General features: G+C 62.4%; 21 protein-coding genes and 1 riboswitch. Of the genes, 9 read left to right on the forward strand and 12 right to left on the reverse strand.

What is annotated here, in order from left to right; translation table 11 throughout:
• Window positions 1–9: 9 nt before the first annotated feature.
• The gene (locus tag AC3IQ7_RS02980; protein ID WP_058050181.1) at window positions 10–585 is read right to left on the reverse strand and encodes a TMEM165/GDT1 family protein; all 576 of its coding nucleotides are present in this window, start codon (window positions 583–585) and stop codon (window positions 10–12) included.
• A gap of 21 nt (window positions 586–606) precedes the next feature.
• Window positions 607–776: riboswitch (yybP-ykoY riboswitch) on the reverse strand.
• 145 nt (window positions 777–921) lie between these two features.
• On the opposite strand from AC3IQ7_RS02980, the gene AC3IQ7_RS02985 reads away from it, so the two are divergent.
• The 4 genes from AC3IQ7_RS02985 to AC3IQ7_RS03000 all read left to right on the forward strand — a co-directional run bounded on the left by AC3IQ7_RS02985 (window position 922) and on the right by AC3IQ7_RS03000 (window position 7,414).
• On the forward strand, window positions 922–3,303 hold the full coding sequence (locus AC3IQ7_RS02985; protein ID WP_489208330.1) for a M1 family aminopeptidase: 2,382 nt from the start codon (window positions 922–924) through the stop codon (window positions 3,301–3,303).
• Window positions 3,304–3,421: 118 nt separating this feature from the next.
• On the forward strand, window positions 3,422–5,281 hold the full coding sequence (locus AC3IQ7_RS02990; RefSeq protein WP_489208331.1) for a M1 family metallopeptidase: 1,860 nt from the start codon (window positions 3,422–3,424) through the stop codon (window positions 5,279–5,281).
• Window positions 5,282–5,303: 22 nt separating this feature from the next.
• A complete protein-coding gene (locus AC3IQ7_RS02995; protein WP_489208332.1) occupies window positions 5,304–6,941 on the forward strand; it encodes a serine hydrolase in 1,638 nt (545 codons plus the stop codon).
• Window positions 6,942–7,219: 278 nt separating this feature from the next.
• Complete coding sequence (locus AC3IQ7_RS03000; RefSeq protein ID WP_219310361.1) at window positions 7,220–7,414, forward strand: hypothetical protein; 195 nt, start codon at window positions 7,220–7,222, stop codon at window positions 7,412–7,414.
• A 50-nt stretch (window positions 7,415–7,464) separates the two neighbouring features.
• Here the strand turns inward: AC3IQ7_RS03000 and AC3IQ7_RS03005 are convergent, their stop codons facing one another.
• Entirely contained in the window at window positions 7,465–8,292 is an 828-nt protein-coding gene (locus AC3IQ7_RS03005) for a class I SAM-dependent methyltransferase (RefSeq protein ID WP_489208333.1), read from the reverse strand.
• A gap of 88 nt (window positions 8,293–8,380) precedes the next feature.
• The gene (locus AC3IQ7_RS03010; RefSeq protein ID WP_489208334.1) at window positions 8,381–9,040 is read right to left on the reverse strand and encodes a pyridoxamine 5'-phosphate oxidase family protein; all 660 of its coding nucleotides are present in this window, start codon (window positions 9,038–9,040) and stop codon (window positions 8,381–8,383) included.
• A 109-nt stretch (window positions 9,041–9,149) separates the two neighbouring features.
• Here AC3IQ7_RS03010 and pdxR point away from each other — a divergent pair, with 109 nt between their 5' ends.
• A complete protein-coding gene (pdxR, locus tag AC3IQ7_RS03015; RefSeq protein ID WP_489208335.1) occupies window positions 9,150–10,622 on the forward strand; it encodes a MocR-like pyridoxine biosynthesis transcription factor PdxR in 1,473 nt (490 codons plus the stop codon).
• Window positions 10,623–10,632: 10 nt separating this feature from the next.
• On the opposite strand, the gene AC3IQ7_RS03020 is transcribed toward pdxR, so the two are convergent.
• From AC3IQ7_RS03020 to AC3IQ7_RS03055, 8 genes are all read right to left on the reverse strand, one after another.
• The gene (locus tag AC3IQ7_RS03020) at window positions 10,633–11,412 is read right to left on the reverse strand and encodes a spermine/spermidine synthase domain-containing protein (protein WP_322426681.1); all 780 of its coding nucleotides are present in this window, start codon (window positions 11,410–11,412) and stop codon (window positions 10,633–10,635) included.
• A gap of 59 nt (window positions 11,413–11,471) precedes the next feature.
• Window positions 11,472–11,996, reverse strand: a complete 525-nt coding sequence (locus AC3IQ7_RS03025; protein ID WP_099380518.1) for an FxDxF family PEP-CTERM protein — start codon at window positions 11,994–11,996, stop codon at window positions 11,472–11,474.
• 238 nt (window positions 11,997–12,234) lie between these two features.
• On the reverse strand, window positions 12,235–13,551 hold the full coding sequence (locus tag AC3IQ7_RS03030; protein ID WP_489208336.1) for a sensor histidine kinase: 1,317 nt from the start codon (window positions 13,549–13,551) through the stop codon (window positions 12,235–12,237).
• A 14-nt stretch (window positions 13,552–13,565) separates the two neighbouring features.
• On the reverse strand, window positions 13,566–14,918 hold the full coding sequence (locus AC3IQ7_RS03035) for a sigma-54-dependent transcriptional regulator (protein ID WP_489208337.1): 1,353 nt from the start codon (window positions 14,916–14,918) through the stop codon (window positions 13,566–13,568).
• A 28-nt stretch (window positions 14,919–14,946) separates the two neighbouring features.
• Window positions 14,947–16,185: an ABC transporter permease gene (locus tag AC3IQ7_RS03040; RefSeq protein WP_099380515.1), complete on the reverse strand. Its 1,239-nt coding sequence runs from the start codon at window positions 16,183–16,185 to the stop codon at window positions 14,947–14,949.
• Window positions 16,186–16,213: 28 nt separating this feature from the next.
• On the reverse strand, window positions 16,214–17,536 hold the full coding sequence (locus tag AC3IQ7_RS03045; RefSeq protein ID WP_099380514.1) for an ABC transporter permease: 1,323 nt from the start codon (window positions 17,534–17,536) through the stop codon (window positions 16,214–16,216).
• A 9-nt stretch (window positions 17,537–17,545) separates the two neighbouring features.
• Window positions 17,546–18,262: an ABC transporter ATP-binding protein gene (locus tag AC3IQ7_RS03050; protein ID WP_099380513.1), complete on the reverse strand. Its 717-nt coding sequence runs from the start codon at window positions 18,260–18,262 to the stop codon at window positions 17,546–17,548.
• A 34-nt stretch (window positions 18,263–18,296) separates the two neighbouring features.
• Entirely contained in the window at window positions 18,297–19,562 is a 1,266-nt protein-coding gene (locus tag AC3IQ7_RS03055; RefSeq protein WP_489208338.1) for an efflux RND transporter periplasmic adaptor subunit, read from the reverse strand.
• Between the two features lie 219 nt (window positions 19,563–19,781).
• On the opposite strand from AC3IQ7_RS03055, the gene AC3IQ7_RS03060 reads away from it, so the two are divergent.
• Window positions 19,782–21,389, forward strand: coding sequence for a MutS-related protein (locus tag AC3IQ7_RS03060; RefSeq protein ID WP_489208339.1), 1,608 nt, complete (start codon window positions 19,782–19,784; stop codon window positions 21,387–21,389).
• 9 nt (window positions 21,390–21,398) lie between these two features.
• On the opposite strand, the gene AC3IQ7_RS03065 is transcribed toward AC3IQ7_RS03060, so the two are convergent.
• Window positions 21,399–23,324, reverse strand: a complete 1,926-nt coding sequence (locus AC3IQ7_RS03065; protein WP_489208340.1) for a phosphoethanolamine transferase — start codon at window positions 23,322–23,324, stop codon at window positions 21,399–21,401.
• Window positions 23,325–23,750: 426 nt separating this feature from the next.
• Between AC3IQ7_RS03065 and rpsL the strand changes: the two genes are divergently transcribed.
• The 3 genes from rpsL to fusA all read left to right on the forward strand — a co-directional run bounded on the left by rpsL (window position 23,751) and on the right by fusA (window position 26,971).
• Window positions 23,751–24,134, forward strand: a complete 384-nt coding sequence (gene rpsL / locus AC3IQ7_RS03070; protein WP_010394376.1) for a 30S ribosomal protein S12 — start codon at window positions 23,751–23,753, stop codon at window positions 24,132–24,134.
• 152 nt (window positions 24,135–24,286) lie between these two features.
• A complete protein-coding gene (rpsG, locus tag AC3IQ7_RS03075) occupies window positions 24,287–24,757 on the forward strand; it encodes a 30S ribosomal protein S7 (RefSeq protein WP_010394377.1) in 471 nt (156 codons plus the stop codon).
• 108 nt (window positions 24,758–24,865) lie between these two features.
• Complete coding sequence (gene fusA / locus AC3IQ7_RS03080) at window positions 24,866–26,971, forward strand: elongation factor G (RefSeq protein ID WP_099380512.1); 2,106 nt, start codon at window positions 24,866–24,868, stop codon at window positions 26,969–26,971.
• Window positions 26,972–26,975: the final 4 nt, after the last annotated feature.

The following is a 26,975-nucleotide window of genomic DNA, read 5'->3' on the forward strand; positions in this document are numbered from 1 at the left end:
CATGTTATGTCAAAACCCCAGGGCCGCACCCGCACCGAGCAGGGTAGCCACGCCCAGCACGGCAAAGACCAGCGCCGCGATGCCGTGCACGAGGCGCAGCGACACGCGGTTGGCGATCCTGTCACCCAGGTAGACGGCTGGCACGTTGGCCAGCATCATGCCGAAGGTGGTGCCCAGCACGACGGAAACAATGTCGTGGTAGCGGGCCGCCAGCGCCACCGTGGCGACCTGCGTCTTGTCTCCCATTTCCGCCATGAAGAAGGCGATCAGGGTGGTCAGGAAGACGCCATATTTTGCCAGCTTCGTCTCGTCTTCATCGAGCTTGTCGGGGATGAGGGTCCAGGCGGCCATGGCGAGGAACGATACGCCGAGCACCCAGCGCAGCACGTCGGGCCCCAGCATGCTGGTGATCCAGGCGCCGACGGCGGCGGCAAACGCGTGATTGGCGATGGTGGCGACGAAAATCGCCAGCACGATGGGCAAGGGCTTGCGGAATTTGGCGGCCAGCAGAAAGGCCAGGAGTTGGGTTTTGTCGCCGATTTCAGCGAGACCGACGATGCCGGTGGAGATGAGGAATGCTTCCATGAGATTGCAAGAGGTACGTGGGCCGGACGAATTAACCAATGATCCACGGGCGACTCCGGCCCATGCGGCCGCCCTGGATCAATGGTCTCGTCAAGTTCTGCAACCACCTGCACCATGGCCTGCGGGCCAATTATGTTGATACAGGTTCCCGCGGCAGGACCGCGGGACGACTACTCCCCAATGTTCGAGGCGCATCATACGCCAATGCCCGCGCCGGCGCCAGTACTGCCGGGGCACAACACGGCCTGGTGTGTGGGACTTCGACAACAATGATCGATTTGCAAACAGACTCGCCTTAGAATGCAGTCTGTCCACGACTCCCAGATGGAATGCGCCATGCCGGTCCTTGTCCGCTTGCTTGCCTTGTGTTTGACCTTGTTTGCTCCCTTGCCCGGCCTGTGCGCCGCCGCGCCCTTCGACGACAAGTTCCGCCAACTGGAGGAACTGCTGCCCACGCCGAATGCCTATCGCACGGCGTCCGGCGCGCCGGGCCATGCCTACTGGCAGCAGCGCGCCGATTACGTGATCCGCGCCACGCTCGATGAGGCACGGCGCGCCATCACGGCCAGCGAACAGATCACCTATCACAACCGCTCGCCCGACAGCCTCGCGTATCTGTGGCTGCAGCTGGACCAGAATGGCTTGCGCCAGGATGCCGACCAGCGCCGCGTGCTGAGCGCGCCCTCGCGCCAGGCCTGGCTGAGCGGCAGCGAAGACGAAGCGCTGAAGTTCGAGGACTTGCGCGCCATCCATGCGGGCCGCGAATTCGACGGCGGCTTCAAGCTCACCGCCGTGAAGGCGGCCAGCGGCAAGCCGCTGCCGCATGTCGTCAACCAGACCATGCTGCGCATCGATCTGCCGGCGGCGCTGGCGCCCGGCCAGAGCATCACGTTCAACATCGACTGGACGTATCAGATCAATGACCAGAAGGTGCTGGTCGAGCGCTCCGGCTACGAGTATTTTGAAGACGACAAGAACGCGATTTTCCAGATCGCGCAGTGGTTCCCGCGCATGGCCGCCTACTACGACGCCGTCGGCTGGCAGCACAAGCAGTTCCTCGGCTCCGGGGAATTCACGCTGGAGTTTGGCGATTACGAGCTGTATCTGACGGTGCCGGGCGACCACGTGGTGGCTGCCACGGGCGAGCTGCAAAATCCTGCCGCCGTGCTGAGCTCCGTGCAGCGCGAACGCCTGGCGCGCGCAAAAAACAGCGATACGCCGCTGCTGGTGATCACGCCCGCCGAGGCGCTGGCGGCGGAAAAGGGCAAGGCGGCGGGCATGAAAACCTGGCACTTCAAGGCGGCTAATGTGCGCGACGTGGCGTGGGCGTCGAGCCGCAAGTTCATTTGGGATGCGCAGGGCCTGGACAGCGGCGGCAAGCGCGTGATGGCCATGTCGTATTACCCGAACGAGGGCAACCCGCTGTGGCAGCAGTACAGCACGCGCGCCGTCGTGCACGCGATCGAGCAGTACAACAAGTACAGTTTCGATTATCCGTATCCGAACGCGATCTCCGTCAACGGCGCCGTGGGCGGCATGGAGTATCCGATGATCTCGTTCAATGGCGGGCGCCCCGTGAAGGACAAGAAGACGGGCGAACGCACGTATTCGAAGACGGCCAAATATGACCTGATCGGCGTGATCATCCACGAAGTGGGCCACAATTATTTTCCCATGATCGTCAATTCGGACGAGCGCCAGTGGACGTGGATGGACGAGGGCCTCAATTCCTTCCTGCAGTACCTGGCCGAGCAGGCGTGGGAAGAGCACTTTCCGTCCTGGAGTGGCGAGCCGCGCAAGATCGTTGACTACATGCGCAGCCAGAACCAGGTACCGATCATGACCAATTCCGAGTCCTTGCTGCAGTTCACGGCGAACGCCTACGACAAGCCGGCCACGGCCCTCAACATCCTGCGCGAAACCATCCTCGGGCGCGAACTGTTCGATTTCGCCTTCAAGCAGTACGCATTGCGCTGGAAGTTCAAGCGTCCGACGCCCGCCGACTTTTTCCGCACCATGGAAGACGCTTCCGGCACGGACCTGGACTGGTTCTGGCGCGGCTGGTTCTATACCACCGACGCGGTCGACATTAGTATCGACGGCATCAGCGAATATGGCGTGAGCACGAAGAACCCGGAAGTCGAGAAGGCGTGGAAGAAGGCGCAGAAGGCGGCCCAGCCGATATCGATCTCGGACCAGCGCAACAAGGCGCTGCCGAAGAAGGTCGACATCGATCCCGCGCTGAAGGATTTCTACAACCAGCACGATGACTTCACGGTCACCAACAAGGACCGCAACAGCTATGCGGAAGAACAGGAAACGCTGGAGCCGTGGGAGCGCAAGCTGCTGGAACAGCGCAACATGGGCAAGCATCTGTACCTGGTCGACTTTTCGAATCTCGGCGGACTGGTGATGCCGCTGATCCTGGAAATCGAACTGAAAAGCGGCAAGAAGATCATCGAGCGCGTGCCGGCAGAAGTATGGCGCTATGCGCCGCACAAGATCAGCAAGGTGATCATCACGGATGAACCGATGGTGGGCCTGGTGCAGGACCCGTACTGGGAGACGGCCGACATCGACACCAGCAACAATGCATGGCCGAGAAAAATCACGCCATCGCGCCTGGAGCTGTTCAAGCTCGATCGCGACAAGAACAACCTGATGAAGGATGTTAATACGCCGCTGAAGGCGCCCGAGGCCAAGGCCGAGACAAAATAAGGAAAAAGCGCCGGCCGGTCCGGCGCTTTTTTCTGCCGGCCTGCGCCGGAAGTGCTATTCTGCGCGACGCCTCGGCGCACACGGACCGGGGCTTTCGCAAATCATTCAAAAGACGACCATGCAAACTTTGACCTTCCTGCGCGCGCTGGGCTGTGCGCTACTTTGCCAGGTAACCCTGGCCGCGCACGCCGACCCCCTCAGCTATGCGCGCTACGACCAGGTGCGCACGCGCGACCTGCAGCTGGACCTGAAAGCGGACTTCAAGCAAAAGACGCTGTCCGGCTATGCCGAGCTGTCCTTGAACTGGATCGACCCGGCGGCGCGCACCCTGGTGCTCGATACGCGCGACCTGTCGATTGCGAAAGTGCAGGTACAGGACAAGCGCGGCGCCTGGCAGATGGCGCCGTACCAGCTGGACAAGGCCGACCCGGAAAAGGGCCAGGCACTGCGCATCACCACTACGGGCCAGCCGGGCAAGGTGCGCGTCTACTATCACACGGCGCCGAACGCCATCGCGCTGCAGTGGCTCACGCCGCAGCAAACCATGTCGGGCAAGCTGCCTTTCATGTTCAGCCAGTCGCAAAGCATCAACGCCCGTTCGTGGGTGCCGTCGCAGGATACGCCGGCCGTGCGCTTTACGTACAGCGCGCGCATCGATGCGCCAGCGGGCATGCGCGTCGTGATGAGCGCCGAGAACGATGAAAAGGCGACGGGCAAGGGCGGCTGGAAATTCCGGATGCCGCAGCCGATTCCCTCGTACCTGCTGGCCATCGCCATCGGCGAACTGGAAGTGCGCAAACTCGGTCCCCGCTCCGCCGTGTATGCCGAGCCGCCGCGCATCAAGGCGGCCGAATACGAGCTGGCCGACACGGAAAAAATGATACAGGCAGCCGAAGCGCTGTATGGTCCGTATGGATGGGGACGCTATGACATGATCGTGCTGCCGCCATCGTTCCCTTACGGCGGCATGGAAAACCCGCGCCTGACCTTCCTCACGCCGACCATGATCGCGGGCGACCGCAGCCTGGTCGACCTGATCGCGCATGAACTGGCCCACTCGTGGTCGGGCAACCTGGTCACCAACGCCTCGTGGAAGCACATGTGGCTCAACGAAGGTTTCACCACCTACGTCACCACGCGCATCGTCGAGCAGCTGTATGGCAGCGAAGTGGCGCAGATGGGCGTGCAGGTCGACCAGGAAGAACTGGCCGCTTCGATCCGTGAATTGCCGGCGGCGAAAACGGCGCTGATCACGCGCGATGCGGATGCCAACCCGGCCGAAACGTACACGGACGACGGCATCATCTACCCGAAAGGCGCCTGGTTCCTGGCCACCATGGAGCGCCGCGCGGGCCGTGCCGTGTTCGACCCCTTCCTGCGCGGCTGGTTCGACCAGCACGCGTTTCAGAGCGTGACGACGGAGCAGTTCATTACCTACCTGCGCAAGAATTTGCTGGCGCAGCATCCGGACGTCATGCCGGCAGCGGAACTCGATGAATGGCTGTATGGCACGGGCGTGCCGGCCAGCGCGCAGCGCGTCGTCTCGCCGCGCCTGGCACTGCTCGACCAGCACCGCGACGCCTGGCTCAAGGGCGAGCTGGCGACCAAGGACCTGGGCATGGACAAGTGGATTGCCATCGAATCGATGCACTTCCTGAACGACATCAACAACAAGGCCAGCGCGGCGCAATTGCGTGAGCTGGACCAGGTCTACGGCGTGGGCAAGAGCGGCAACAATGAAGTCGCTTACCGCTTCTATCTGGCCTCCGTGAACGCCGGCTACGATGTGCACCAGCCCTTGCAGACGTTCCTGATGAGCGTGGGCCGCCAGAAGTTCGTCGTGCCCCTGTACAGCGCCTTGATGAAGACGCCGCAAGGCCATGCCTGGGCCAAGGACGTGTATGCGAAGGCGCGTGAACGCTACCACCCGGTGACGCAGGAAAGCGTCGATAAATTGATGGCCGCGCAAGCGCATTGAACCTTCCTTGGAACTCCTGACCATGCATACCATGAACCGTCTTGCCGCCGCCATCGTGCTGGCGTTTTCCAGCATCACCGTGCCGGCGCTGGCTTTTGACGCTGCCCCCGTCGTTGCCGCCGCACCGGCACCTGCGCCCGCCTTCGATCTTGACCGCGACGTCGCCACCGCTTTGAAAGTGTTCGACGTGCCCGGCATGGCGATCGCCATCGTCAAGGACGGTAAAGTCGTCACCGCCAGGGGCTTTGGCGTGCGCAAGCTGGGCGAGCCGGCGGCCGTCGATGCGCAGACCCTGTTCGAGGTGGCCTCGAACTCGAAAGGCTACACGGCCGCCGCGCTGGCCATGCTGGTCGACGATGGCAAGCTGGCCTGGGACGATCCCGTCACCAAGCACCTGCCCGGCTTCCAGATGCACGATTCCTACGTGACGGGCGCCATGACCGTGCGCGATCTGCTGACGCATCGCAGTGGGCTGGGCCTGGGTGCCGGCGATTTGTTGTGGTGGCCGACCACCACCTTCAGCACCGACGAGATCATCGAGAAGCTGCGCTACATCCGTCCGGCCACGAGTTTTCGCAACAGCTATGCCTACGATAACCTGCTGTATATCGTGGCCGGCAAGATCATCGCCGACAAGGCGGGGAAAAGCTGGGGTGAGGCCATGCATGAACGCATCCTGGCGCCGCTGGGCATGACGGGCACCACCACCAGCCTGGCTGAAAATGCGGGCAAGTCCGACGTCGCCAGTGCGCACAGCAAGATCGACGGCAAGATCGCCGCCGTCAAATCGATGCCCGTGCCGAACGCCGTGGGCGCCGTCGGCATCAACACGAATGCGGAAGATATCGCCAAGTGGATGATGGTGCTGCTCGATGGCGGCAAGATCGCCGGCGTGAAGGACAAGGATGGCAAGGACGCGCGTCTGTTCAGCGAAAAGCAGGGCCGCGAAATGTGGACGGCGCAAACGCCGATCAAGATTTCCGAGCCAAAGCCGGCGCTGGCCGCGACGAAACCGAATTTCAGCGCGTATGGCCTGGGCTTCCAGTTGCGCGACTACAAGGGCATGAAAGTGGCCATGCACGGCGGCGCGCTGCAGGGATTTTATTCGCGCGTGGTGATGGTGCCGGAAGCGAAACTGGGCGTGGCCATTCTGACCAATGCGGAAAATGGCGGTTCCATGACGGCACTGCAATGGCGCATCCTCGACCATTACCTGCAGGCGGCACCGTCGGACTGGCTGGCCCTGGTGGCCAAGGTGGAACAGGATCAGCATGCGGAGGAAGTGAAAAAGCAGGGCAAGGCGTCGAGCGCGCGCGCGGCGAAATCGCAGCCATCGTTGCCGCTGGCGGCGTACGATGGCGAGTATGAAGATGCCTGGTATGGCAAAGTCGTGATCAAGCCGGAAGGGAAAAAACACATCCTCAGCTTCACGCGCACGCCGGACCTGACGGGCGAGCTGGAACACTGGCAGCACGACACCTTCATCGTGCGCTGGAAAGAGCGCAATTTCAACGCCGACGCCTACGTGACGTTCTCGCTCAATCCCGATGGCAGCATCGACCGGGTGAAGATGGCGCCCGTGTCGGCCGAGACGGATTTCAGCTACGACTTCCAGGATCTGAGCCTGGCGCCGGTGAAGCCGAAAGAAGCGAAGAAATAAAGCTCGATACCAAAACCGCAGCCTGTGCTGCGGTTTTTTTTCGCCTGTTTCCATGCAAATGCACGGCAGGAGGGCGGCGGGCCAGTTTTTATTCCATGAAATGGGATGAAAAAGAAACGTTATCTTGTTTTCTTGTTTGCGTATTTATTAACTTTTCAAGGTGTTACTATTTCCGTGCGCCATGAAATTCGTCTCTCGACAGGCAGTTTCTGGCGGCTGGCGTCTTTGTCTTCCAGTGGTTTTATATAACAACTCAACTCTTTGGGAACGGGATAAAAATGATCAATGTGAAAAAAGCCGTATTTGTCTTTTGCGCCGCCGTCGGTTTTGCCGGCGCCATCAGTTCCAGCGCTTATGCCTTGCCTTCGCGTGAAGCGTGTGAAGAAGCCCGCGACTCCTGTCTCGCCAACGGCAATGAAAACGATTGTGCTCTGGTGAAACGCCTGTGCGGCGTGTACGGCATCCACGTGTAGGCATCACCTCAGTTGGCGGCGCGCCAGGCAGGCGCACCGCCTGTCAGTCGCTATGGCTTGACGAATTTCAAGGTCATGCGGTCGCTCTCGCCGATGGCCGTGTATTTGGCACGGTCCACATCCTTGTTGGCGTAGGTGGGCGGCAGCGCCCACACGCCGCCCTGATGGTCTGCCGTGTCTTTCGGATTGGCGTTGATGTCCGATTTGCCCGCCAGTTTGAAACCTGCACCTTCGGCCAGCTTGATCACATACGCTTCGTGCATGTAGCCGCTGCTGGCCGTGGCATCTTGCGCCTTGTTCGCCGGCAGGCGGTGCTCGACGACGCCAAATACGCCGCCCGGTTTCAGGCTGTCATACACTTCCTTGAACAGGGTCTGCATGCCCGCTTCGCCGATCGGTATCCAGTTGTGGATATTGCGGAAGGTGAGCACCATGTCGGCCGTGCCCTTGGGCGCGATGCGGTAGGTGGTGGGTGGCGCGAAGGCGCCGATCTCCACCCTGCCGAAAGCTGCCGGGTTGGCGTCGAGTTTTTGCTGGAAGCGCGCCGCGCCGCGGCGCGCGCTTTCGCTGGCGGATTGAGGATCGTTGCCGGCGGCGATCAGCTTGCCGTTGTCGCGCAGGTAGGGCGCCAGGATTTCCGTGTACCAGCCGCCGCCAGGCGCCAGTTCCACCACCGTCATGGTCGGCTTGATGCCGAAAAACGTCAGCGTTTCATACGGGTGGCGGGCGCTGTCGCGCAGCGCGTTGGCCGGCGTGCGCGCGCTGCCGGCGATGGCTGCCTTCAGGGCCGCGTCGCCCGCCTCGGCGGCCAGGGCCGCACCGCTGCCGCCACAGGCCAGCATGACCGTCAGGGCCGTGGCCAGGGATACTCGCTTCATCATCATATGCTCCATGCGTGATTGGATCGGTTGGTCAATTGGTGGCGATCGCCATCAACGCCGATCATCGGTCAAGCACGCAGGCCGGTCAAGCGGATTCCGTCCCCCATGCGGCGGCATACGCGGGCATCTCGCTGGTGTTGAGCGCATCGGCGACGGCCGCGCCACGGCCGTGTGTAAACGGCAGCTCGCCCGTCCAGACGGCATGCGCCATGTCGTCCGCGTCGTCGAGCGGGCCGCCCTTGCGCTGCTTGATGGCGCATTCGTCGAGCGCGATGCGCAGCACGGTGGTGGCCGCGTATTCCTTGGCGCTGCCGCCGCGCACGTGCGCCAGGCGTCCCGGCGCCAGCTTCTCCATCAACGCATCCATCGCCGCATGCTGCTGGCCGATGTCGCTGACTTTTTCAAACTGCCCGTATACCATCGCCGAGCGGTAGTTCATCGTATGATTGAAGGCGGAGCGCGCCAGCACTAGGCCGTCGAGATGGGTCACCGTCACGCAGACGTCCGTATCGCGCAGCAGCTGCTTGAGCATGCGGCTGCCGTTCGAGCCATGGATGTACAGGTGGCCACCAATGCGCCAGCAGGCGGTCGGGATGCAATGGTTTCCGTGCTCGTCCTGGAAAGCGATATGGCATAGATAGGCGGCGTCGAGGATGTCGTACAGGCTGGCTTGCTCGTAGCTGGCCAGTTCGGCGACGCGGCGCACGCGGGTACGGGGGCTGGGGGGCAGGGCGGTAGCGGTCATGGCGGAAATCCCGTTGGTTGAAGAAGCAGGCCGCACTATAATCGGCATCTGGCCCTGAAAAAAGATCCAGAGCCGATAAATAATATAGAGCCACGCTTGAAGGACATATATGGATTTTGCTTTGCTGCTCAGTGCATTCGAGCGCACGCACCGCGAGCGGGGCTGGCCGCGCCAGCGCCTGCTGCATGAATGCCTGCGCGCGGCGATCCGCTGCGGCCAGCTGGCGCCCGGCAAGCGGCTGGCCGCCACGCGCGTGCTGGCGGTCGAATTGGGCCTGGCACGCAATACCGTGCTGTACGCCTATGAGCAATTGGCCAGCGAAGGGTTTGTCTTGCCGGACCGGCGCGGCACCGTCGTCGCTGGCAGCGCCGGGGTGCCGGTGGTATCGTCAGTGAGCGGTGGCCATGATGGCTTGTCGCGCCGCGCCCGGCATTTGCGTGGCGTGGCGGGACAGGATGTGAATGCGGCGCTGGTGTTTCCCGCCGATGCCATGGGCGCATTCGCGCCTGGCGTGCCGGCGCTTGATGAATTTCCGCTGGCGCAGTGGCGGCGCATGCTGGACCGTGCGTGGCGCGCGCTGACGCCGCGCCAGCTCAATTACGGCGATCCGGCCGGCGAGCCGCAGCTGCGCATGGCCATCGCCGAGCATTTGCGCGCCGCGCGCGGCGTCGTCTGCGATGCAGGCCAGGTGTTCATCACGGACGGCACGCAAAGCAGCCTCGATGTTTGCCTGCGCGCCTTTGCCGACCAGGGCGACACCTTTTGGATCGAGCATCCCGGCTATGGTGGCGCGCTGGCGGCGGGCCGTGGCGCCGGCTTGCAGGTGGCTGGCATCGCCGTCGACATGGACGGCATCGCGCCGACGGATGACGACTGGCGCGACACGCCGCCGCGCCTGATCTACACGACGCCGTCGCACCAGTATCCGACGGGCAGCGTGCTCAGTCCCGCGCGCCGCATGGCGCTGCTCGAACGCGCGCGCGCGGTCAGCGCCCTGATCATCGAAGACGATTACGACAGCGAATTTCGCCATGGCCGCCCACCCCTGGCCGCGATGCAGGGACTGGTGGCCGACGCGCCCGTCGTGTACCTTGGGACCTTCAGCAAGACCATGTTTCCCGCCTTGCGCATCGCCTTTATCGTCGTGCCGGCCGCGCTGGCCGGCGCCTTCGCGCAGATGCAGGCGCAGGGCGCCGCGCGTGGCCGCGTGGCCGAGCAGCTGGCGCTGGCCGACTTCCTGCGCAGCGGCCTGTTTGCGCGCCACGTGCGCCGCATGCGCAGGCTGTATTGCCAGCGCCGCGACGCCTTGGGCGAGGCGCTGCAGCGCCATGCGTGCGGCGGCGCGGCCATTCATGGCGGCACGGCTGGCATGCACCTGGCGCTGCGTTTTCACGATCGCGCATGGGATGACCTGGCGCTGAGCCGCAGCGCCGCGCAGGACGGCATCGTGGCGCTGGCGCTGTCTGCGCATGGCACGGGCGAGGGGGCGGGCTGGAACGGTTTCCTGCTCGGTTATGCCCAGGTGCCGGCCGAGAACATGGATGGCCTGGCGCGCCGCCTGGGCGCGCTGCTGCCGGCGTGATGCAACTACCTTATTGCTGGTCCTGCATCCACTGTTTCAAGCCGTTAACCCAGTTCTTGGCCGGCAGGTTGAACTGCTTCCTGATGGTGGCGGCGCGCTCGTATAGCTCGCTGAAGTCGAGCGATGGCGATTTTTTGAAAGCGAGAACGACGATGTTTTCATCTTCCATTTCCGGCACCCAGACGACGGCGTCGAAGACCAGTTCCATCGCCTGCAAATTCTTGTCGTAGTTGGGGAAGTCGCCGAAGACATTCGTGCACATGATGCCGTCGTCCGTCAGGCAGTCGTGGCAAGCCTGGTAGAACTCGGGGGTGTCGAGCACGGGGCCGCGCGCGTCTTCGTCATACAGGTCCACTTGCAGCGCGTCGACCGTGCCGTGGTTGGCCGGATCGAGCACGAAGTCGAGCGCATTCATTTCACGCACGTCGAGGCGCGCGTCGTTCGGCGGCAGTGCGAACTGGGCGCCGCAGATGGCGATCACGTTCGGATTGAGTTCGATGGCCGTGACCGTGGCATCGGGGAAGCGGCGGTAGCTGAATTTGGTCAGCGCGGCGCTGCCCAGACCCAGCTGCACGATGCGTTTGGGCTGCGTTTTGAACAGCATCCACATCATCATCATCTGCACGTATTCGAGCTCGATGGCGTCGGGCTTGTCCAGGCGCATGGCGCCCTGTACCCATTTGGTCCCCAGGTGCAGGTAGCGGATGCCGCGGTGTTCTGTGGTGGTGGCAGGCGGGTGGCCCGGGTGGCTGAAAGCGGTATGGGTGGTGGAGGTAAAGTCGGTCGTCATGGTGCCAGTTTAGCAGCCGGCCGAAAAAAAGACGCCGCAGCGTCTTTTTGGGGGAGAGCTCAAGATTGCTTGCGGCGGCGCGCCAGGAAGCCCAGTACGCCCAGCCCGGCCAGCAGCATGCCATACGTTTCCGGTTCAGGAACGGGGGCCAGGTTCAGGTTGAAGGTGCCGCCATAGCTGCCGCCATTGCTGTTGCCCATGACGGTGAGAACCATCGGACCGTTGAATAGCAGGCTGGTTTGCGCCAGCACCTCGCCCTGGGCATAGCCGAAGACGGTGGGTCCGCCAAAGCCCGTCAGCGCGATGCCGTTCAGGTTGGCGCCGCTGAAGTTGATGGAGGCCGCATCGCTTCCCGTGACCGACAGGTTGGCCAGGAAGGCTTGCGCGGTCGAGCCGAAAGTGGCGTCGGGAGTGAAGGTGAACGTATCGGTAAAGCCGCCGAGCGGAGTGGGCGTGGCGTTGAAGCCGCCCGTCCACAGGTCGCCAGTGGTGTTGGTCAGGTCCACGTTGTACGCTGTTGCCTGGGCTACGCCGATGGAAGCCGCGCTCAAGAGTGCTACTGCGATGAGTGATTTCAGTTTCATTTTTATCCCCGCGAAAAAACGATTGATGTTTCAAAAAAACCGTGCCGCTCAGATAAATTATCGCCAGGACATTTCATTGTCAATGAGCTATTTTTATATCATTATGCAAACTTAAATAGCTTATTTCTAACACACGGGCATGGCGCTCGCGATGTTGCAATATTAAAAACTCTAATTATCAATATAATACTGAAAAATAATTGCCCAGCGTGTGATGAAAAAATCGTTACACCAGTAACTAATTTCTGTCCAGCAAGGGAAGAATCAAGGTCACCGCCAGGCCGCCGTCCTCGCGGTTGGCCAGCGTGATGCGCCCGCCATGGGCTTCGGCGATTTCGCGCGCCAGGGCCAGGCCCAGTCCCGTGCCGCTGCGCTTGGTGGAATAGAACGGCACCAGCGCGTTTTCCAGCACGGCGCCGCTCATGCCCGGGCCGCGGTCGCGCACTTCGATGCGCAGCTGCCCTTGCGCCTGGCTGACGTGCAGGCCGATATGCTGGAGCTTGGAGCCGGACTCCAGCGCGTTCTTGAGCAGGTTCAGCAGTGCCTGCTGCATTTGCGCCGCATCGAACACGGCCGCCTGCGCGGGCGGCGGGCCGTCGAGCGTGAAGGCCGCCTGCGAGGCCAGGCTGTCGAGGAAAGGCTGCCACTCGCACGGCGCCAGGCGCGGCGCGGGCAGCTTGGCAAAGCGCGCATAGCCGAGGATGAAGGTTTCCAGGTGGCGCGTGCGCTCCTCGATGGTGGCGAGGATTTGCGGCAGGCGTTCCGTCTGGCCGCGGCGTACCAGCTCGGCGCCGGAATGGGCCAACGAGGCCAGAGGCGCCAGCGAGTTGTTGAGTTCATGGCTGATGACGCGGATGACTTTTTTCCAGGTCTGCACTTCCTGGCGGCGCAGTTCCAGGGTCAGCTGGCGCAACAGCAGCAGTTCGTGCTTGCGCCCGTTCAGGCTGAAGCTGCGCCGCGCCAGGTGATACACCTCTTCCTGTTCCCCCTCGCCGCTGGTAAACAGGCCGTCGTTGCGGCGCGCCAGCGCTTCGGCCAGGGCCGGTGATGCCTCGCGCACGATATCGGCCAGGTGGCGCCCTTCGAGCCGGCGCCCCTGATGCAGCAACTGGCGCGCGGCCAGGTTGGCGTAGACGATGGCGCTGCCCTCGGCCACCAGCAGCATGGCCACCGGCGTGTTTTGCACCATGGTGTCGAGCAGCAGTTCGCGCTGCACCAGGTCCAGGCGCTGTTTGCGCAGCACGTCGCCGAGCGCGTTGTGGGCCGCCACCAGGTCGGCCAGTTCATCGTTCTGCTGCCAGCGCAAGCTGAAGCCGAAGTCGCCGTCCTGGTAGCTGGCGACCGTGCCGCTCAAGGCGCGAAACAGCGACAGCATCGATTGCAGCTGCGCGCGGATGGTAATGACGGCGACCGGCAGCACGCACAGCAGGGTACCCGCCAGCACCAGCAGCGGCTGGCCGGGTAAAAAATGCGCGAGCAGCAGGGCGATGACGATGCCCAGCACCAGCAGGGTGATGATCAGCGCCGTCCAGCGCGTGAGCAGGGAGAGACGCATGGGGCGGTAGGCCATCAGCCGCGCGCGATGCCCAGGCGTTCCATGCGCCGGTACAGCGCCTGGCGCGACAGCCCCAGTTCCTGCGCCGCCTGCGCCACCACGCCGTGCGCGCGCGCGAGCGCCGCGGCGACGCTGTCGCGGTCCGGCTCCGTCACGGCAGCATCCTGCGGCGCGCGCAGCGACGGCATACCGGCCAGCGGCAAGCCCGTCTCCTGCGCGCCGATCACCGGACCGGCCGTCAGCAGGCTGGCGCGCTGCATGACGTTTTTCAGTTCGCGCACATTGCCCGGCCAGCCATGGGCCAGCAGGGTGGCCTCGGCCTGGGCGTCCAGGGTTTTTTCACTGCCCAGGAAATGCCGCGCCAGCACCAGGATGTCAAGCGGGCGCTGGGCCAGCGGCGGCAGGCGCAGTTCGATCACGTTCAGGCGGTAGAACAGGTCTTCGCGAAACGTGCCGGCCTTGATCATCGCCGGCAGGTCGGCGTTGCTGGCGCTGATGACGCGTACTTTCACCTGCCGCTCGCGGTTCGAGCCGAGGCGCTCGAAGCGTCCCGTTTCCAGCACGCGCAGCAGTTTCATTTGACCGGCCAGCGGCAGGTTGCCGATCTCGTCGAGGAACAAGGTGCCGCCGTCGGCCGCGTCGAACTTGCCGTCGCGCGCGCGCGTGATGCCCGTGTAGGCGCCCGCTTCGGCGCCGAACAGTTCCGCCTCGATCAGCTCGACCGGCACGGCGCCGCAATTGAGCACGACGAAGGGGCCGCTGGCAACGTGGGAATTGGCTTGCACGATGGCGGCGATGCGTTCCTTGCCGCTGCCGTTCGGCCCCGAAATGAGCACGGCCACGTCGGCCCGCGCCACCTGGCACGCCAGGTGCACGACTCTTTCCGTGGCCGGGTCTTGCCACACCATGCCGCGCAAGTCGAAGTCGTGCTCCAGGGTGTGGCGCTGGCGCTGCTCGGCCACCACGCGCTGGCGCAGCGCGCGGTTGGCCTGTCCCAGTTCCAGCAGGTTCTGCACGGAAGCGATTAGGCGCCGGTCATCCCACGGCTTGGCCAGGTAATCGGCCGCACCGGACTTGATCAGGTCGACGGCCGCATCGAGCTGGGTCCATGCCGTCAGCAGGATCACGGGCAGGTCCGGGTGGCGCGCGCGGATGGCGTGGAACAGCGCGCTGCCTTCCTCGCCCGATGTGGTGTCGGCCGTGAAGTTCATGTCCTGCACCACCAGGTCGATGGCGTGGCGTTCGAGCAGCTGCAGGCCTTCCTCGGGCGAGGCGGCGCGCACGGCGTCGATCTCGTGCAAGGAGAACAGCACGTCGAGCGCGATGGCCACGGCGGCATTGTCGTCAATAATCAGTACGGTAGGCATGCGCGCAGCATATCACTCAGGTGCCGGCTCAGGTACTGCGGGTGGCAGTGGCCGGCGAAATACTGGCCGCGCGCCAGGCCGGGCCGTACACGGCGCCCACGCCCAGCAGCCAGAACACGAGCGCGCCGGCCAGCAGATAGCCGGGTGGCAGGCGCGCCATTTCCAGCTGGCTCACCAGCAGCTGGTTCAAGCCCAATCCCAGCAGCACGCCGCACGCCACGCCGACGCTGGTGATCATGAAATTCTCGGTCAGGAAGTAGCGCAGGATGTCGATGCGGCGCGCACCGAGTGCACGGCGTACCCCGATCTGCTTGCGCCGCTGCGTCACCCACAGGCTGGCGATGCCGACGATGCCGCTGGCCGTCACCAGCAGCAGCAGGGTCGATACGGAGATCAGCATCCATGACAAGCCCTGGTCGGCCCGGTAGCGCGCCTTGCGATGCTGTTCCAGGGTGTCGGTGGTGACCAGCAGCCGGTCCGTGCTGGAGGTGCGGATGGCCTGTTCCGCCTCCTGCATCAGCCGGTCACGCTGGCCAGGTTCTGCCCGCACGGCGTACAGCAGCAGGCCACGCCCGCCCGTCAGGCGCGCCGGCAGCAGCGCCGAGTATTCGCCACGGGGCTTGGTTTGCGCTCCCTGGGTCTGCAGCCGCTCGACGACGCCCACCACGCGCAGTTCCGGGTCATCCGAGCCGGTGCCCTGGTACAAGGTCTTGCCGACAAAGCTGGCCTCGCCGGGCCAGATCTTTTGCGCCGCCGCCCGCGTCAGTATCAGCACCTTGGGCGAGCTCTCGTCGACGTCTTCGTTGATTTCGGGCACCTCGTCGGGCTGGAAATCGCGCCCTTCGACCAATTGCAAACCATACGTTCTGATCAGCGAATCGGGACTGACATAGGTGGACACTTCGGCGCTGGCCGAGGCCTGGCCGCGCTTGGCCGACACGCTGGTGGAGTGGCCTGAGCGCGACAGCACCGCCTGTGACGTTTGCGCCACCGACATCACTCCCGGCAGTGCGCGCAGCAGTGCCGCCTGGCGCTTCTGTTCGGCGAGCTGGCGCTCATGGCTGCCTCGATTGAGGTTCTGGATATTGACGTAAAAAACGTCGTTTTCAGCAGCCACGCCGCTGGGCCGCGCGGCGACGGCCTGGCGTACGTTGACGATATACAGGGCGTTGGCCAGGATGGCCAGGCTGATCGCGACCTGCACGGCCACCAGGACGGCGCCGGTTTTGCTGCGCATCAGCGCCGACAGGATGGGACGGATTTCCATGCTGGACCTCATGTAGGGTAAAGGATGTTCATTGGGATTTGAGCTGGATAGCCGGCGTCACCTGGCAGGCGCGCCAGGTGGGCAACAGGCCGGCCATCAGGGCCGCCAGCACCGACATGGCAAACGTCAGCAACAGCATCGGTACATCCATGTGCGCGACGGTGCCCAGGTCCTCGGACTGCCGGCTGACCACGGCCAGCGCGCCAAGCGCCAGCAGCAAGCCCAGTACGCCGCCGGCCAGGCCGATCACGCCGCTTTCGATCAGGAACTGGCGGAAGATGTCGCGCCGCGTGGCGCCCAGCGCGCGGCGGATGCCCACCTCGCTGGCGCGCACGGAAAACTTCGCCAGCAGCAGGCCGATGGTATTGACCAGGCATAGCAGCAGAAAGCCGAAGGCCAGCCAGGCCGCCAGCTTGTTGTCGTTGTCGACTACCTGCAAAAAGCTCATCCACTCGTTCAGGTCGTACAGGCTGTTCGGCGCGTTGCGCTTCATGCGTCCCAGCTTGCGCTGCTCGCCCGCATAGGCGTCCAGGTACTGCTGCAGCTGGCCGCGCTCGCCGCTGCTGGCCATTTCGAACCAGAACTGCAGCCAGGTGCAGCCCGACGCGAGCCTGCCCTGGTAGCCGGGTGCGTTATTGTCGCCGTTGCAGCTCATGCCGCCATCGTGCTCGGTTTCGTGGCGGATGGCGCTGGCAAACGGAATGAAGAATTCATCCTCCGGGCCGAATGCGCCCTTGCTGCCGATAATGTGATGGGCGCGTGGCACTACATCCCAGGTGGCCAGCACGCCCGTCACCATGTAGGGCCGGCCCAGCACCGTGACACGCTGGCCGACCGGATTGCTGCTGCCGACCAGCTTTTCGGACAGCGCGCGGCTCAGCACGATCACATCGGCGCCGCTGGCGTCGTCGGCTTCGCTCCATGGCTGGCCGTACAGGAACGTCGGCTCGAACATGGCAAAGAAGTCGCGCGTGGGCGCCATGCCCTGCGCATTGAAGACGCCGATATCCTTGCGCAAGGGCTCGACCGGGCCGGCCACGCCGTACATCACGGTGCGGCGCACGCCCACTTTGCTGGCCATGAAATTGCGCGCGTCGATATAGCTCATCTGGGATTGCGCGAAGCTGGGTTTGTCGCCGGGTACGTAGCCCTTGACGGGCAGGATGTCGATCATCGGCACGAACAGGCGGTCGCTCTTGTGCGGCAGCGGATCGCCCGACATGGCGTGCAGGATGGTGACGGTGGACACGCTGGCGGCCACGCCGACGGCCAGGGTCAGCACCATCAGCGCCGTCAGGGCGCGGTTGCGGCGCAGGCTGCGCAGGCCCAGCGTGAAATAGTAGCGGAACATGGTCTCTCCTTACGCTGTCACGGGGTGCTGCGGCTTGGCCGACAGCGTGGCGCGGTGCTGCACCAGGTCCGACACCTGGCCGTCGATGATGTGCACATTGCGCTGGCTGCGCAGCGCCAGTTCCGGATCGTGCGTGACCATCAGGATGGTGGTGCCTTGCGCGTTGATTTCTTCCAGCAGTTCCATCACGCCGCGCGCCATCTGCGTATCGAGGTTGCCCGTCGGTTCATCGGCCAGCAGCAGCTTGGGCGAGCCGGCCAGCGCGCGCGCGATCGCCACGCGCTGCTGCTGTCCGCCCGACAATTCGGCCGGATAATGTTTCATGCGCGACGCCAGGCCGACCTTGGCCAGTGCTTCCTCGATGCGCTCCTTGCGCTCGGCGCGGTTGAAGCCCCGGTAGCGCAGCGGCACGTCGACATTGTCGAACAGGGACAGGTCGGGAATCAAGTTAAAACCCTGGAAGATGAAGCCCAGCTTTTCATTGCGCAGGCGCGAGCGGGCATTGTCGTCCATGCCCCTGACGTTGACGCCGTCGAGGATGTATTCGCCGTCCGTGAATTCCTCGAGCAGGCCGGCGATGTTCAGGAAGCTTGTCTTGCCTGAGCCGGACGGCCCCGTGACGGTGACGAATTCACCTTGTCGCACATGGATGTCGAAGCCGCGCAGGGCGTGGGTTTCGATCATGTGGGTGCGGTAGACTTTGCTCAGGTTTTGCATGCGCAACATGGAGGGCCTCTCAGGATATAAGTTGAATGATGTGTCAGTTGAGCGAGATGCGGGCAGCGTTCTCGAAGTTTTCCGTGCCGGCGACGACCACCTTATCGCCCAGCTTCAAGCCGTCGAGGATTTCCACTGCCGACACGCTGGTCGCACCCAGTTTGATCGGTGTGCGCGTCGCCACGCCATCGCGCACGACGTAGGCGAAACGGCCGCCTTCGGCTTCGACGAAGGAGCCGCGCGCCAGCATCAGCACATTCGGTTTTTCATCGATCAGCAGGCGCGCCGCCACGCGCTGGTTCTGGCGCAGGCCGGCCGGTTGCGCGCCATCGAAACGCACGCGCGCCAGCACCTGGTTTTTGACCACTTCGGGCGACAGCGCCGACAGCTTGCCGGTCGCCTTGATGACGCCCGTTTCGATCTCGGCGCGCATACCCAGGCCGATGTCGGCCACATAGGTTTCAGGCACCTCGAGTTCGACTTCCAGCTGCGACAGGTCGACCAGGGTCATCAAAGCCGTATTGGCTTGCACCACGCTGCGGTTGGCCACCGACAGGGTACCGATAAAGCCGTTGACGGGCGCGCGCACGGTCAGCTCGTCGACCCGGCGCTGAGCGTTGTCGCGGCTCAGGCGCTGGCGTTCGAGTTCATTGCTTTTTGTTTTCAGGGCCAGGGTCACGTCTTCGCTTTCCAGTCCTGCCGCCTGCGAAGCGTGCTTGCTGCGGATATCGGCCGAATTCAAGGCATCCTTGGCCTTCTGGTAATCGATCTTGGCAATGATGCCTACTTGCGCCACGCTTTCGTAGCGTTCGAGCGTGCGCTGTGCGGACAGGCGCTCGATTTCGGCCGTATCGGCTTCGCGCCGCGCCAGCAGCTTCTGCTTCTTGGCCAGGATCTGCTGGCGCGCCACTTCCGCCTCCAGCTGCTGCACGCTCGATTGTTCGCGCTTGAGGGCGTCGGACAGGTCCGGCGACTCCAGCACGGCCAGGATATCGCCCTTTTTCACCGTGTCGCCCGCCTTGGCTTTCAAGGTCACAGTGGCCACGGTGGTCGAGTACAAGGTCGGGCTGATCGAGGCGACCACGCGGCCAGTGACGGCCGCGTCGCGGATCAGGGTGCCGCGCGTGACCTCGGCGATGCGCAGGCGGTTGCTGTTGACGGAATGCTCGCTGCTGCGCCAGCCGGCAACGACAGCGATGGCGCCGCCGATGACGATGACGGCTCCAGCCAGCAGCAGGGCGCGTTGCTTGTGGCGCTGGCCCGGCGGGGCGGACAGTACGGCGTCTTGGGAGGAAGTATCGCGGATCATGGTCATGTCTCGTGAAGGATGTCGTTTCCAGTGCACGATCCATGCCAGTTGTTAAGTCATTGATTTGAATGGTAAAAAAATTTGGCGTCCGGTTGTCCGCCGTGTCCGCGCTGTCCAGCATGTCCGCGGGCGCCGCACTGTCGCGGCGTTTGCGCATGGATCTTGATATTCTGGCAATCGACCTGATCTGCGGCACAGGCAGTGATGGCGCGCGGCGCCATGCTGGCCCTTTTTTGGAGCATGATGTCGCCTTCGCCCTCTCTTTTTGCCCGCCTGCGTCCCTGGTTGCGCCAGTTTGCCAGCCTGCCCGAACCGCCGGAACTCGATTATCCATTTGCCGCCAGCGACATCGCCATGCTGCAGCGCATCGACGGTGGTGTGCCCCAGCTCGATAGCCAGACGTGGAATGAAATGCTGCTGGATGCCTACCATGCGCAACTGGCCACGCAGACCAGCATTCTTGGCCAGCAGCGCTTGCATCAGCGCCTGGCCAGCGGCACGGCGGACGCCGCATCGTGTGCGCGCATCGCGGCCTTGCTGGCCGCGCCGGCACAGCAGGCGGTGATCGAGCAAGCCATGCTGCCGCTGCGCACGGCAGACGTGGAAGTGGCTGCGCTGCTGTGTGGTGCCGCGCCGCCCGCGCCGCCGTGGTGGAGCCGCTGGCTGCTGCTACCGCCGTTGGCGCTGTTGGCATCGCTGCTGACTGCGTGGCTGTTTGCGCCGCTGGCATGGGCCGTCGCGGTGGCCGTCTGGTTCTCGCTGATGGCGTTGCAGATGCGTTTTTACGAGCGTTGCAAGCCGTGGGAGCGCAGCGTCTTTACCTTGCAGCAGATACTGCTGGTGCATGGCCGTCTGGGGGCGCTCGATACGGCATTCACGGCGGAGCTGCGAGAAGGCGGACGGGCTGCCGGCGTGATCAGTCGGCAGATTACGCCAGTGCGCTGGATCAAGATGGTTCCCTTGCTGAGCGAATATGACGACTGGCTCATGTTGGGCAATATCCGGCGCTATTTTCACAGCCTGCGCGTGGTGCGGCGCGAACGCGCCTTCCTGCGCCAGAGTTTCCTGCTGTTGGCCGACCTGGAGGCGGACTTGGCCCTGGCGCGCCATCTGCGCGGTCGCGAAGAGTTTTGCTGGGCGCAGGAAAGCGATGCGCGGCAGTTGTCGCTCGATGCCATGGTCCATCCGTTGCTGGCAGGTGCCAAGCCCCTGTCGCTGCGGCTCGATGGCCGTGGCGCGTTCATTTCGGGGCAGAATGCGGTGGGCAAAAGTACCCTGTTGCGCGGCGTGGGGCTCAATCTGATCAGTGCGCGGGCTTTCGGCTTTTGTTATGCGCAGGCGGCCCTGGTGCCCATGCTGCCCTTGTATTCGAGCATGCAGAATGAAGACTCGCTCGATGGCGGCGAAAGTTTGTATATCGCCGAATTGCGGCGCGCGCGCGAATTGCTGGCGCTGGCCGAGAAGGGCGCGCCGGCGCTGTTCCTGATCGATGAAATCTTCCGCGGCACGAACCACCTTGAATCCGTGGCGGCCGCGGCCGCCGTGTTGCACAGCCTGGCCGCGGGCCACCTGGTGATCGTCTCGTCGCATAACCTGGTGCTGGGACCCTTGCTGGAAGACTGCCTGGCGCCGTGGTGCGTGCGCCGCGATGACGCCGGTGCGCTGCTACTGGCGCCCGGCGTGCTGCAAGCGACGAATGGCATCGCCTTGCTGGCACAGCGCGGTTTTGACGCCGGCATCGCGGACAAGGCGGGGCGCGTCTTCGACTGGCTCAGCACGCATATGGCGCAACCGGCCGATTGCGGCGGCGTGCTCGAACGGGCCTGAGGGCCGGGCTTACTTTTCCTGCTTTTCGGGCGTGCTCTTGTCGATCACTTCGCGGCAATCGCCGCGGATGATGGCGTTGTCGTAGTTGGTCCAGCCATAGCTGTCGACGTAGCGCTTGTGCTGCTTGAAGCGGGGGCTGGCGATGCTCCATTCGGGCTGTTCGCCGGCAAAGCGGATGTCGCCCAGGTCAAGCAGGGTGTGGAACATGTTTTCCGTCGACAGGCGGGCCTTTTGATGGCGCCGCAACTGCGTGACCTTGTCCGGATAGTGCTGCTGGAATTGCGGCGAATACCAGACGAAGGCGGGCACGTGGAATTCGAACTGCGTGTTGTGGCCGTGGAAGGCCAGGCGGCAGGTGCCGTCGTACAGCGTCTGGCCGTGATCGGCCACGTAGACGAGCGAGCTGCGCAGGGCGGTGCGCTGGCCGTCGTCCTTCAGCATGCCGATCACGTTCGACAGGAACCAGTCCGTGTACAGGATGGAGCTGTCGTAGCTGTTGTTCAGCTGCGGCTTGATGGCCGTGTCCGTGTAGACGGGCTTGTCGACGCCGAACAGCGACGGCTGCCACTTGTCGAACGCCTTCGGATAGCGCTGGCTGTAGTTCCAGTGGCTGCCCAGGGTGTGCAGCACGATGAGTTTTTTCGGTGCCGGGTCGGCCAGCGCGTTCTTGAACGGGTCGAACAGGATCTGGTCGAAGTTCGAATTGTTGGTAAAGCCGCCCAGGTTCAGGAATTGCACCACGTCCGCTTCCTTGGCAAACACGGACACGGGCGTGTCGAACTGGCCGAACGAGATCTGGTTCGACAGCCAGTAGGTCTTGAAGCCCGCTTCCTTGTAGGCGGTGAGGAAGGATTTTTCCGAGAAACCATCCTTGAGGCTTTGCGTGGCCGGTTTGCGCGAGATGATGACGGGCACGGACAGCCGCGTGGCGGAAACGGCCGTGATGACGTCGGCCAGCGGCACCAGGTTGCTTTCCTGTTTCAGCAGGGGATTGGTGTCGCGCTCGTAACCGTTCAGGCTCCAGCGGTCGTAGCGCGACGATTCGCCGATCACCATGACCACCACTTCCGGATGGGGATCGGGCTGTTGCTGGTGCGCGCCGAAACGGAAGCTGCTGCTTTTCTGTCCCAGTTCGGCCAGGTACCGGCGTTCTTTATAGAAGTCGAAGCCGCGCGCGGCCAGGCCGAAGGGCCAGGAATTGCTGACGGTGTCGAAGGCGTAGGGCAGGCGAGCCCAATGAGGCAGGCTGGGCCAGCCCAGGCCCGTCTCGTCGGCGCCGGCGATGCTGGCGTTCTCCGGCTTGCTGCTTTCCTCGTCTTCCTCGGCCGTGTCGTCGTCGGCCGAACTGGCGTCGCCGAAGCCTGAGGCGCCCGCCTTGCCGCTGGCCGCCGGTTGACTGGCCTTGGCTGATGCTGGGGTGCTGTGCAGGACTTTGGCGTCGAAACCGAATTCGTAGCCATACCACCAGAAGCCGCCCAGCAGGAGCAGCAGCACGAAGGCGGCCGGGCGCGTCTTGCCGCGCCAGTCGAGGTTGCGCGTGCGGGTGGCCGCATACCAGCTGAGCGCGCACCAGGCGCTCACGCCCAGCATGACGGCGCCCATCAGCCAGACCTTTTGTCCGAGGAATTCCATTGCTTCCTTGGGGCTGGTTTCGAAGATGATCCCCAGGTGGTGCGTGGAAATGCCCTGGCCATAGAAGATGAACAGGTAGATTTCTGTCGGCAGGGCGAGGAAGGCCGGCACCAGCAGCCAGTGGAACCAGGCGGGACGCTTAAACACGCTCCAGACGGCCAGCCAGGCCAGCAGCTCGAAGGTGAGCATCTGCCAGGGATGCTCGGGCGCACGCCCCAGCAGCGCGGGGACGAAAGGCACGGCCGTCAGCAAGGCATACGTCAGGAGCAGGAACAGATAGTCAGGGCGAAGCAAGGAGCGCATAAGGGGAGGGCAGCGAAAAATGTCCGCTATTATCAATCCTTTTGTTGTCTTGCGGTCATACAAGAATGTGCGCGCCCGATGCTTGGTTGCAGGGAAAGAATGCCAAATCATCAAGCGCCGCGAGGTGCCGGCATCCGCGTGCTGCGGTCAAAAATTAGTCAAAATGCCACAAAAGTCGCGCTTTTTTGCCTTTTTTTATAGCAAAAAGCGGTAAACCGATTGACCCCCTGTAACACAAGGTCTAAACTAGCGAGTTCTCGATTTTATTCTGCTCATCGTTTACGTATTGCTTGGCATTTCATGGCCGCTCCTTATCGAGTGGCTGCGGGCGCCTCCGGTGCGCAGTAGATGAAAGCGGGACGAGGTTTTAGTCGCCGGGCATCTTGCCCGGGTTATTAATCGTAGTTTTTTGTTGGATTTATAACGATGCCAACCATCAATCAATTGATTCGCAATCCACGCGTCGCTTTGACCGTGAAGAGCAAATCGCCGGCGCTGGAAAACAGCCCGCAAAAACGTGGCGTCTGCACACGTGTTTACACCACGACTCCAAAGAAGCCTAACTCGGCTCTGCGTAAAGTCGCTAAAGTTCGTCTGACCAATGGTTTCGAAGTCATTTCGTACATTGGCGGTGAAGGCCATAACCTGCAAGAGCATAGTGTTGTGCTGTTGCGCGGCGGTCGCGTCAAGGATTTGCCGGGTGTGCGTTACCACATGGTTCGCGGTGCCCTGGATACCCAAGGCGTTAAAGACCGTAAGCAATCGCGTTCGAAGTACGGTACCAAGCGCGCTAAAGCTGGCAAGAAGTAATAAGTTGTACGCAGCAAACCCAAGTTTCGCTCAGTGGCAACTAGCTAAGTGAATGTAGTCGACCGCATCTGGTCGAGTAAGTGGAAGACTATGATGGTCGTCCGCGAGTGTGCGAAGAACGCGCGCTCAACTGAAGATTGAAAGGAATTGATATGCCACGTCGTCGTGAAGTACCCAAGCGCGAAATTTTGCCAGATCCAAAATTCGGCAACACTGATGTCGCTAAATTTGTAAACGTGCTGATGCTGTCCGGTAAGAAATCGGTTGCAGAAAACATCATCTACGGTGCTTTCGAGCACATCGCAGCAAAATCGGGTAAAGATCCACTCGAAGTTTTTGCTACCGCAATCAACAACGCCAAGCCGTTGGTTGAGGTGAAATCCCGTCGCGTCGGTGGTGCAAACTACCAGGTGCCGGTCGAAGTTCGCCCAGTCCGTCGTATGGCTCTGTCCATGCGTTGGTTGCGTGAAGCTGCTAACAAGCGCAGCGAAAAATCGATGCCACAACGCCTCGGCGGTGAGCTGATGGAAGCGGCTGAAAGCCGCGGCGGCGCGATGAAAAAACGCGACGAAGTCCATCGTATGGCTGAAGCGAACAAAGCGTTCTCGCATTTCCGCTTCTAATATAAAGCCAGCTACCGCAAGGCGGCTGTCAAGCATCTGTTGTTCGAGGCCGGGCTCATTTTTGCAAAAAAATGCTGCTCGGTTTTGTCCATTCATTTAGGATTAATTATGGCCCGCAAGACCCCCATTGAGCGCTATCGTAATATCGGTATCTCCGCTCACATCGATGCAGGTAAGACGACCACGACCGAGCGCGTCCTGTTCTACACAGGCGTGAACCACAAGCTGGGCGAAGTCCATGATGGCGCTGCCACCACCGACTGGATGGCACAGGAGCAAGAGCGCGGTATCACGATTACCTCGGCTGCTGTTACGTGCTTCTGGAAAGGCATGGCAAACAACTTCCCAGCTCACCACATCAACATCATCGACACCCCAGGCCACGTTGACTTCACCATTGAAGTGGAACGTTCGATGCGCGTGTTGGATGGCGCCTGCATGGTTTACTGTGCAGTCGGCGGCGTGCAGCCACAATCGGAAACGGTATGGCGTCAGGCTAACAAGTACAAAGTGCCACGTCTGGCCTTCGTGAACAAGATGGACCGTACCGGCGCCAACTTCTTCAAGGTCTACGATCAGATGCGTTCGCGTCTGAAAGCCAACCCAGTACCTATTCAGATGCCTATCGGCGCTGAAGATGTCTTCACCGGTGTTATCGATCTGGTCAAGATGAAAGCGGTTATCTGGGACGACGCTTCGCAAGGCATGAAGTTTGAATACGGCGAGATTCCTGCACACCTGGCTGCTGATGCTGCCAAGTGGCGCGAGAACATGGTTGAAGCCGCTGCTGAAGCGTCGGAAGACCTGATGAACAAGTACCTGGAAGAAGGCGACCTCTCGGAAGAAGAGATCAAGGCTGCCCTGCGTCAGCGTACCATCGCCAGCGAAATCGTTCCAATGTTGTGCGGTACCGCCTTTAAAAACAAGGGCGTACAAGCCATGTTGGACGCGGTCATCGAGTACCTGCCATCGCCAATCGACATTCCACCTGTCCCAGGTCTGGACGAGGACGAGCAGCCAGTCGAGCGCGCCGCTGACGACAATGAGAAATTCTCGGCATTGGCGTTCAAGATCGCAACCGATCCGTTCGTCGGTCAGCTGTGCTTCATCCGTTGCTACTCGGGTACCCTGAATTCGGGCGACTCGGTGTTGAACTCCGTGAAGCAGAAGAAAGAGCGTATCGGCCGTATCGTGCAGATGCAAGCGAACGAACGCGAAGAAATCAAGGAAATGCGCGCTGGCGACATCGCCGCTGTCGTGGGTCTGAAAGACACCACCACTGGCGATACGCTTTGCGACGAGAAGGCAAGCGTCGTTCTGGAGCGCATGGTCTTCCCTGAGCCAGTGATTTCGCAGGCAGTCGAGCCAAAAACCAAGGCCGACCAGGAAAAAATGGGCCTGGCGCTGAACCGCCTGGCAGCAGAAGATCCATCGTTCCGCGTGCGTACCGATGAAGAATCGGGCCAGACCATCATCGCCGGTATGGGCGAGTTGCATCTGGACATCATCGTTGACCGTATGAAGCGTGAATTCAACGTTGAAGCGACCGTCGGCAAGCCACAAGTGGCTTACCGCGAAACGATCCGTAAAGTGTGCGAAGAGTCGGAAGGCAAATTCGTCAAGCAATCGGGTGGTCGTGGTCAATACGGTCACGTGGTTCTGAAGATCGAACCGCAAGAACCGGGCAAGGGCTTCGAATTCGTTGACGCGATCAAGGGCGGTACCGTTCCTCGCGAATACATCCCTGCAGTTGAAAAAGGTGTGCGCGACACGCTGACTTCGGGCGTGATGGCTGGTTACCCAGTCGTCGACGTGAAAGTCACGCTGTTCTTCGGTTCGTACCATGATGTTGACTCGAACGAAAATGCATTCCGCATGGCCGCTTCGATGGCATTCAAAGATGGCTGCCGCAAAGCATCGCCAGTCATCCTGGAGCCAATGATGGCCGTGGAAGTGGAAACACCGGAAGACTACGCCGGTACCGTGATGGGCGATCTGTCGTCGCGTCGCGGCATGGTGCAAGGTATGGATGAAATTGCTGGCGGTGGCGGCAAGATCATCAAGGCCGAAGTGCCTCTGTCGGAAATGTTCGGTTACGCTACGTCGTTGCGTTCGTCGACCCAAGGTCGTGCGACTTACACGATGGAATTCAAGCACTATGCTGAAGCACCTAAGCATGTGACTGAAGCAATCGTAAGCTCGAAAGCTAAGTAATAGA

The sequence above is a fragment of the Janthinobacterium sp. GL_088 genome, from assembly GCF_057837845.1.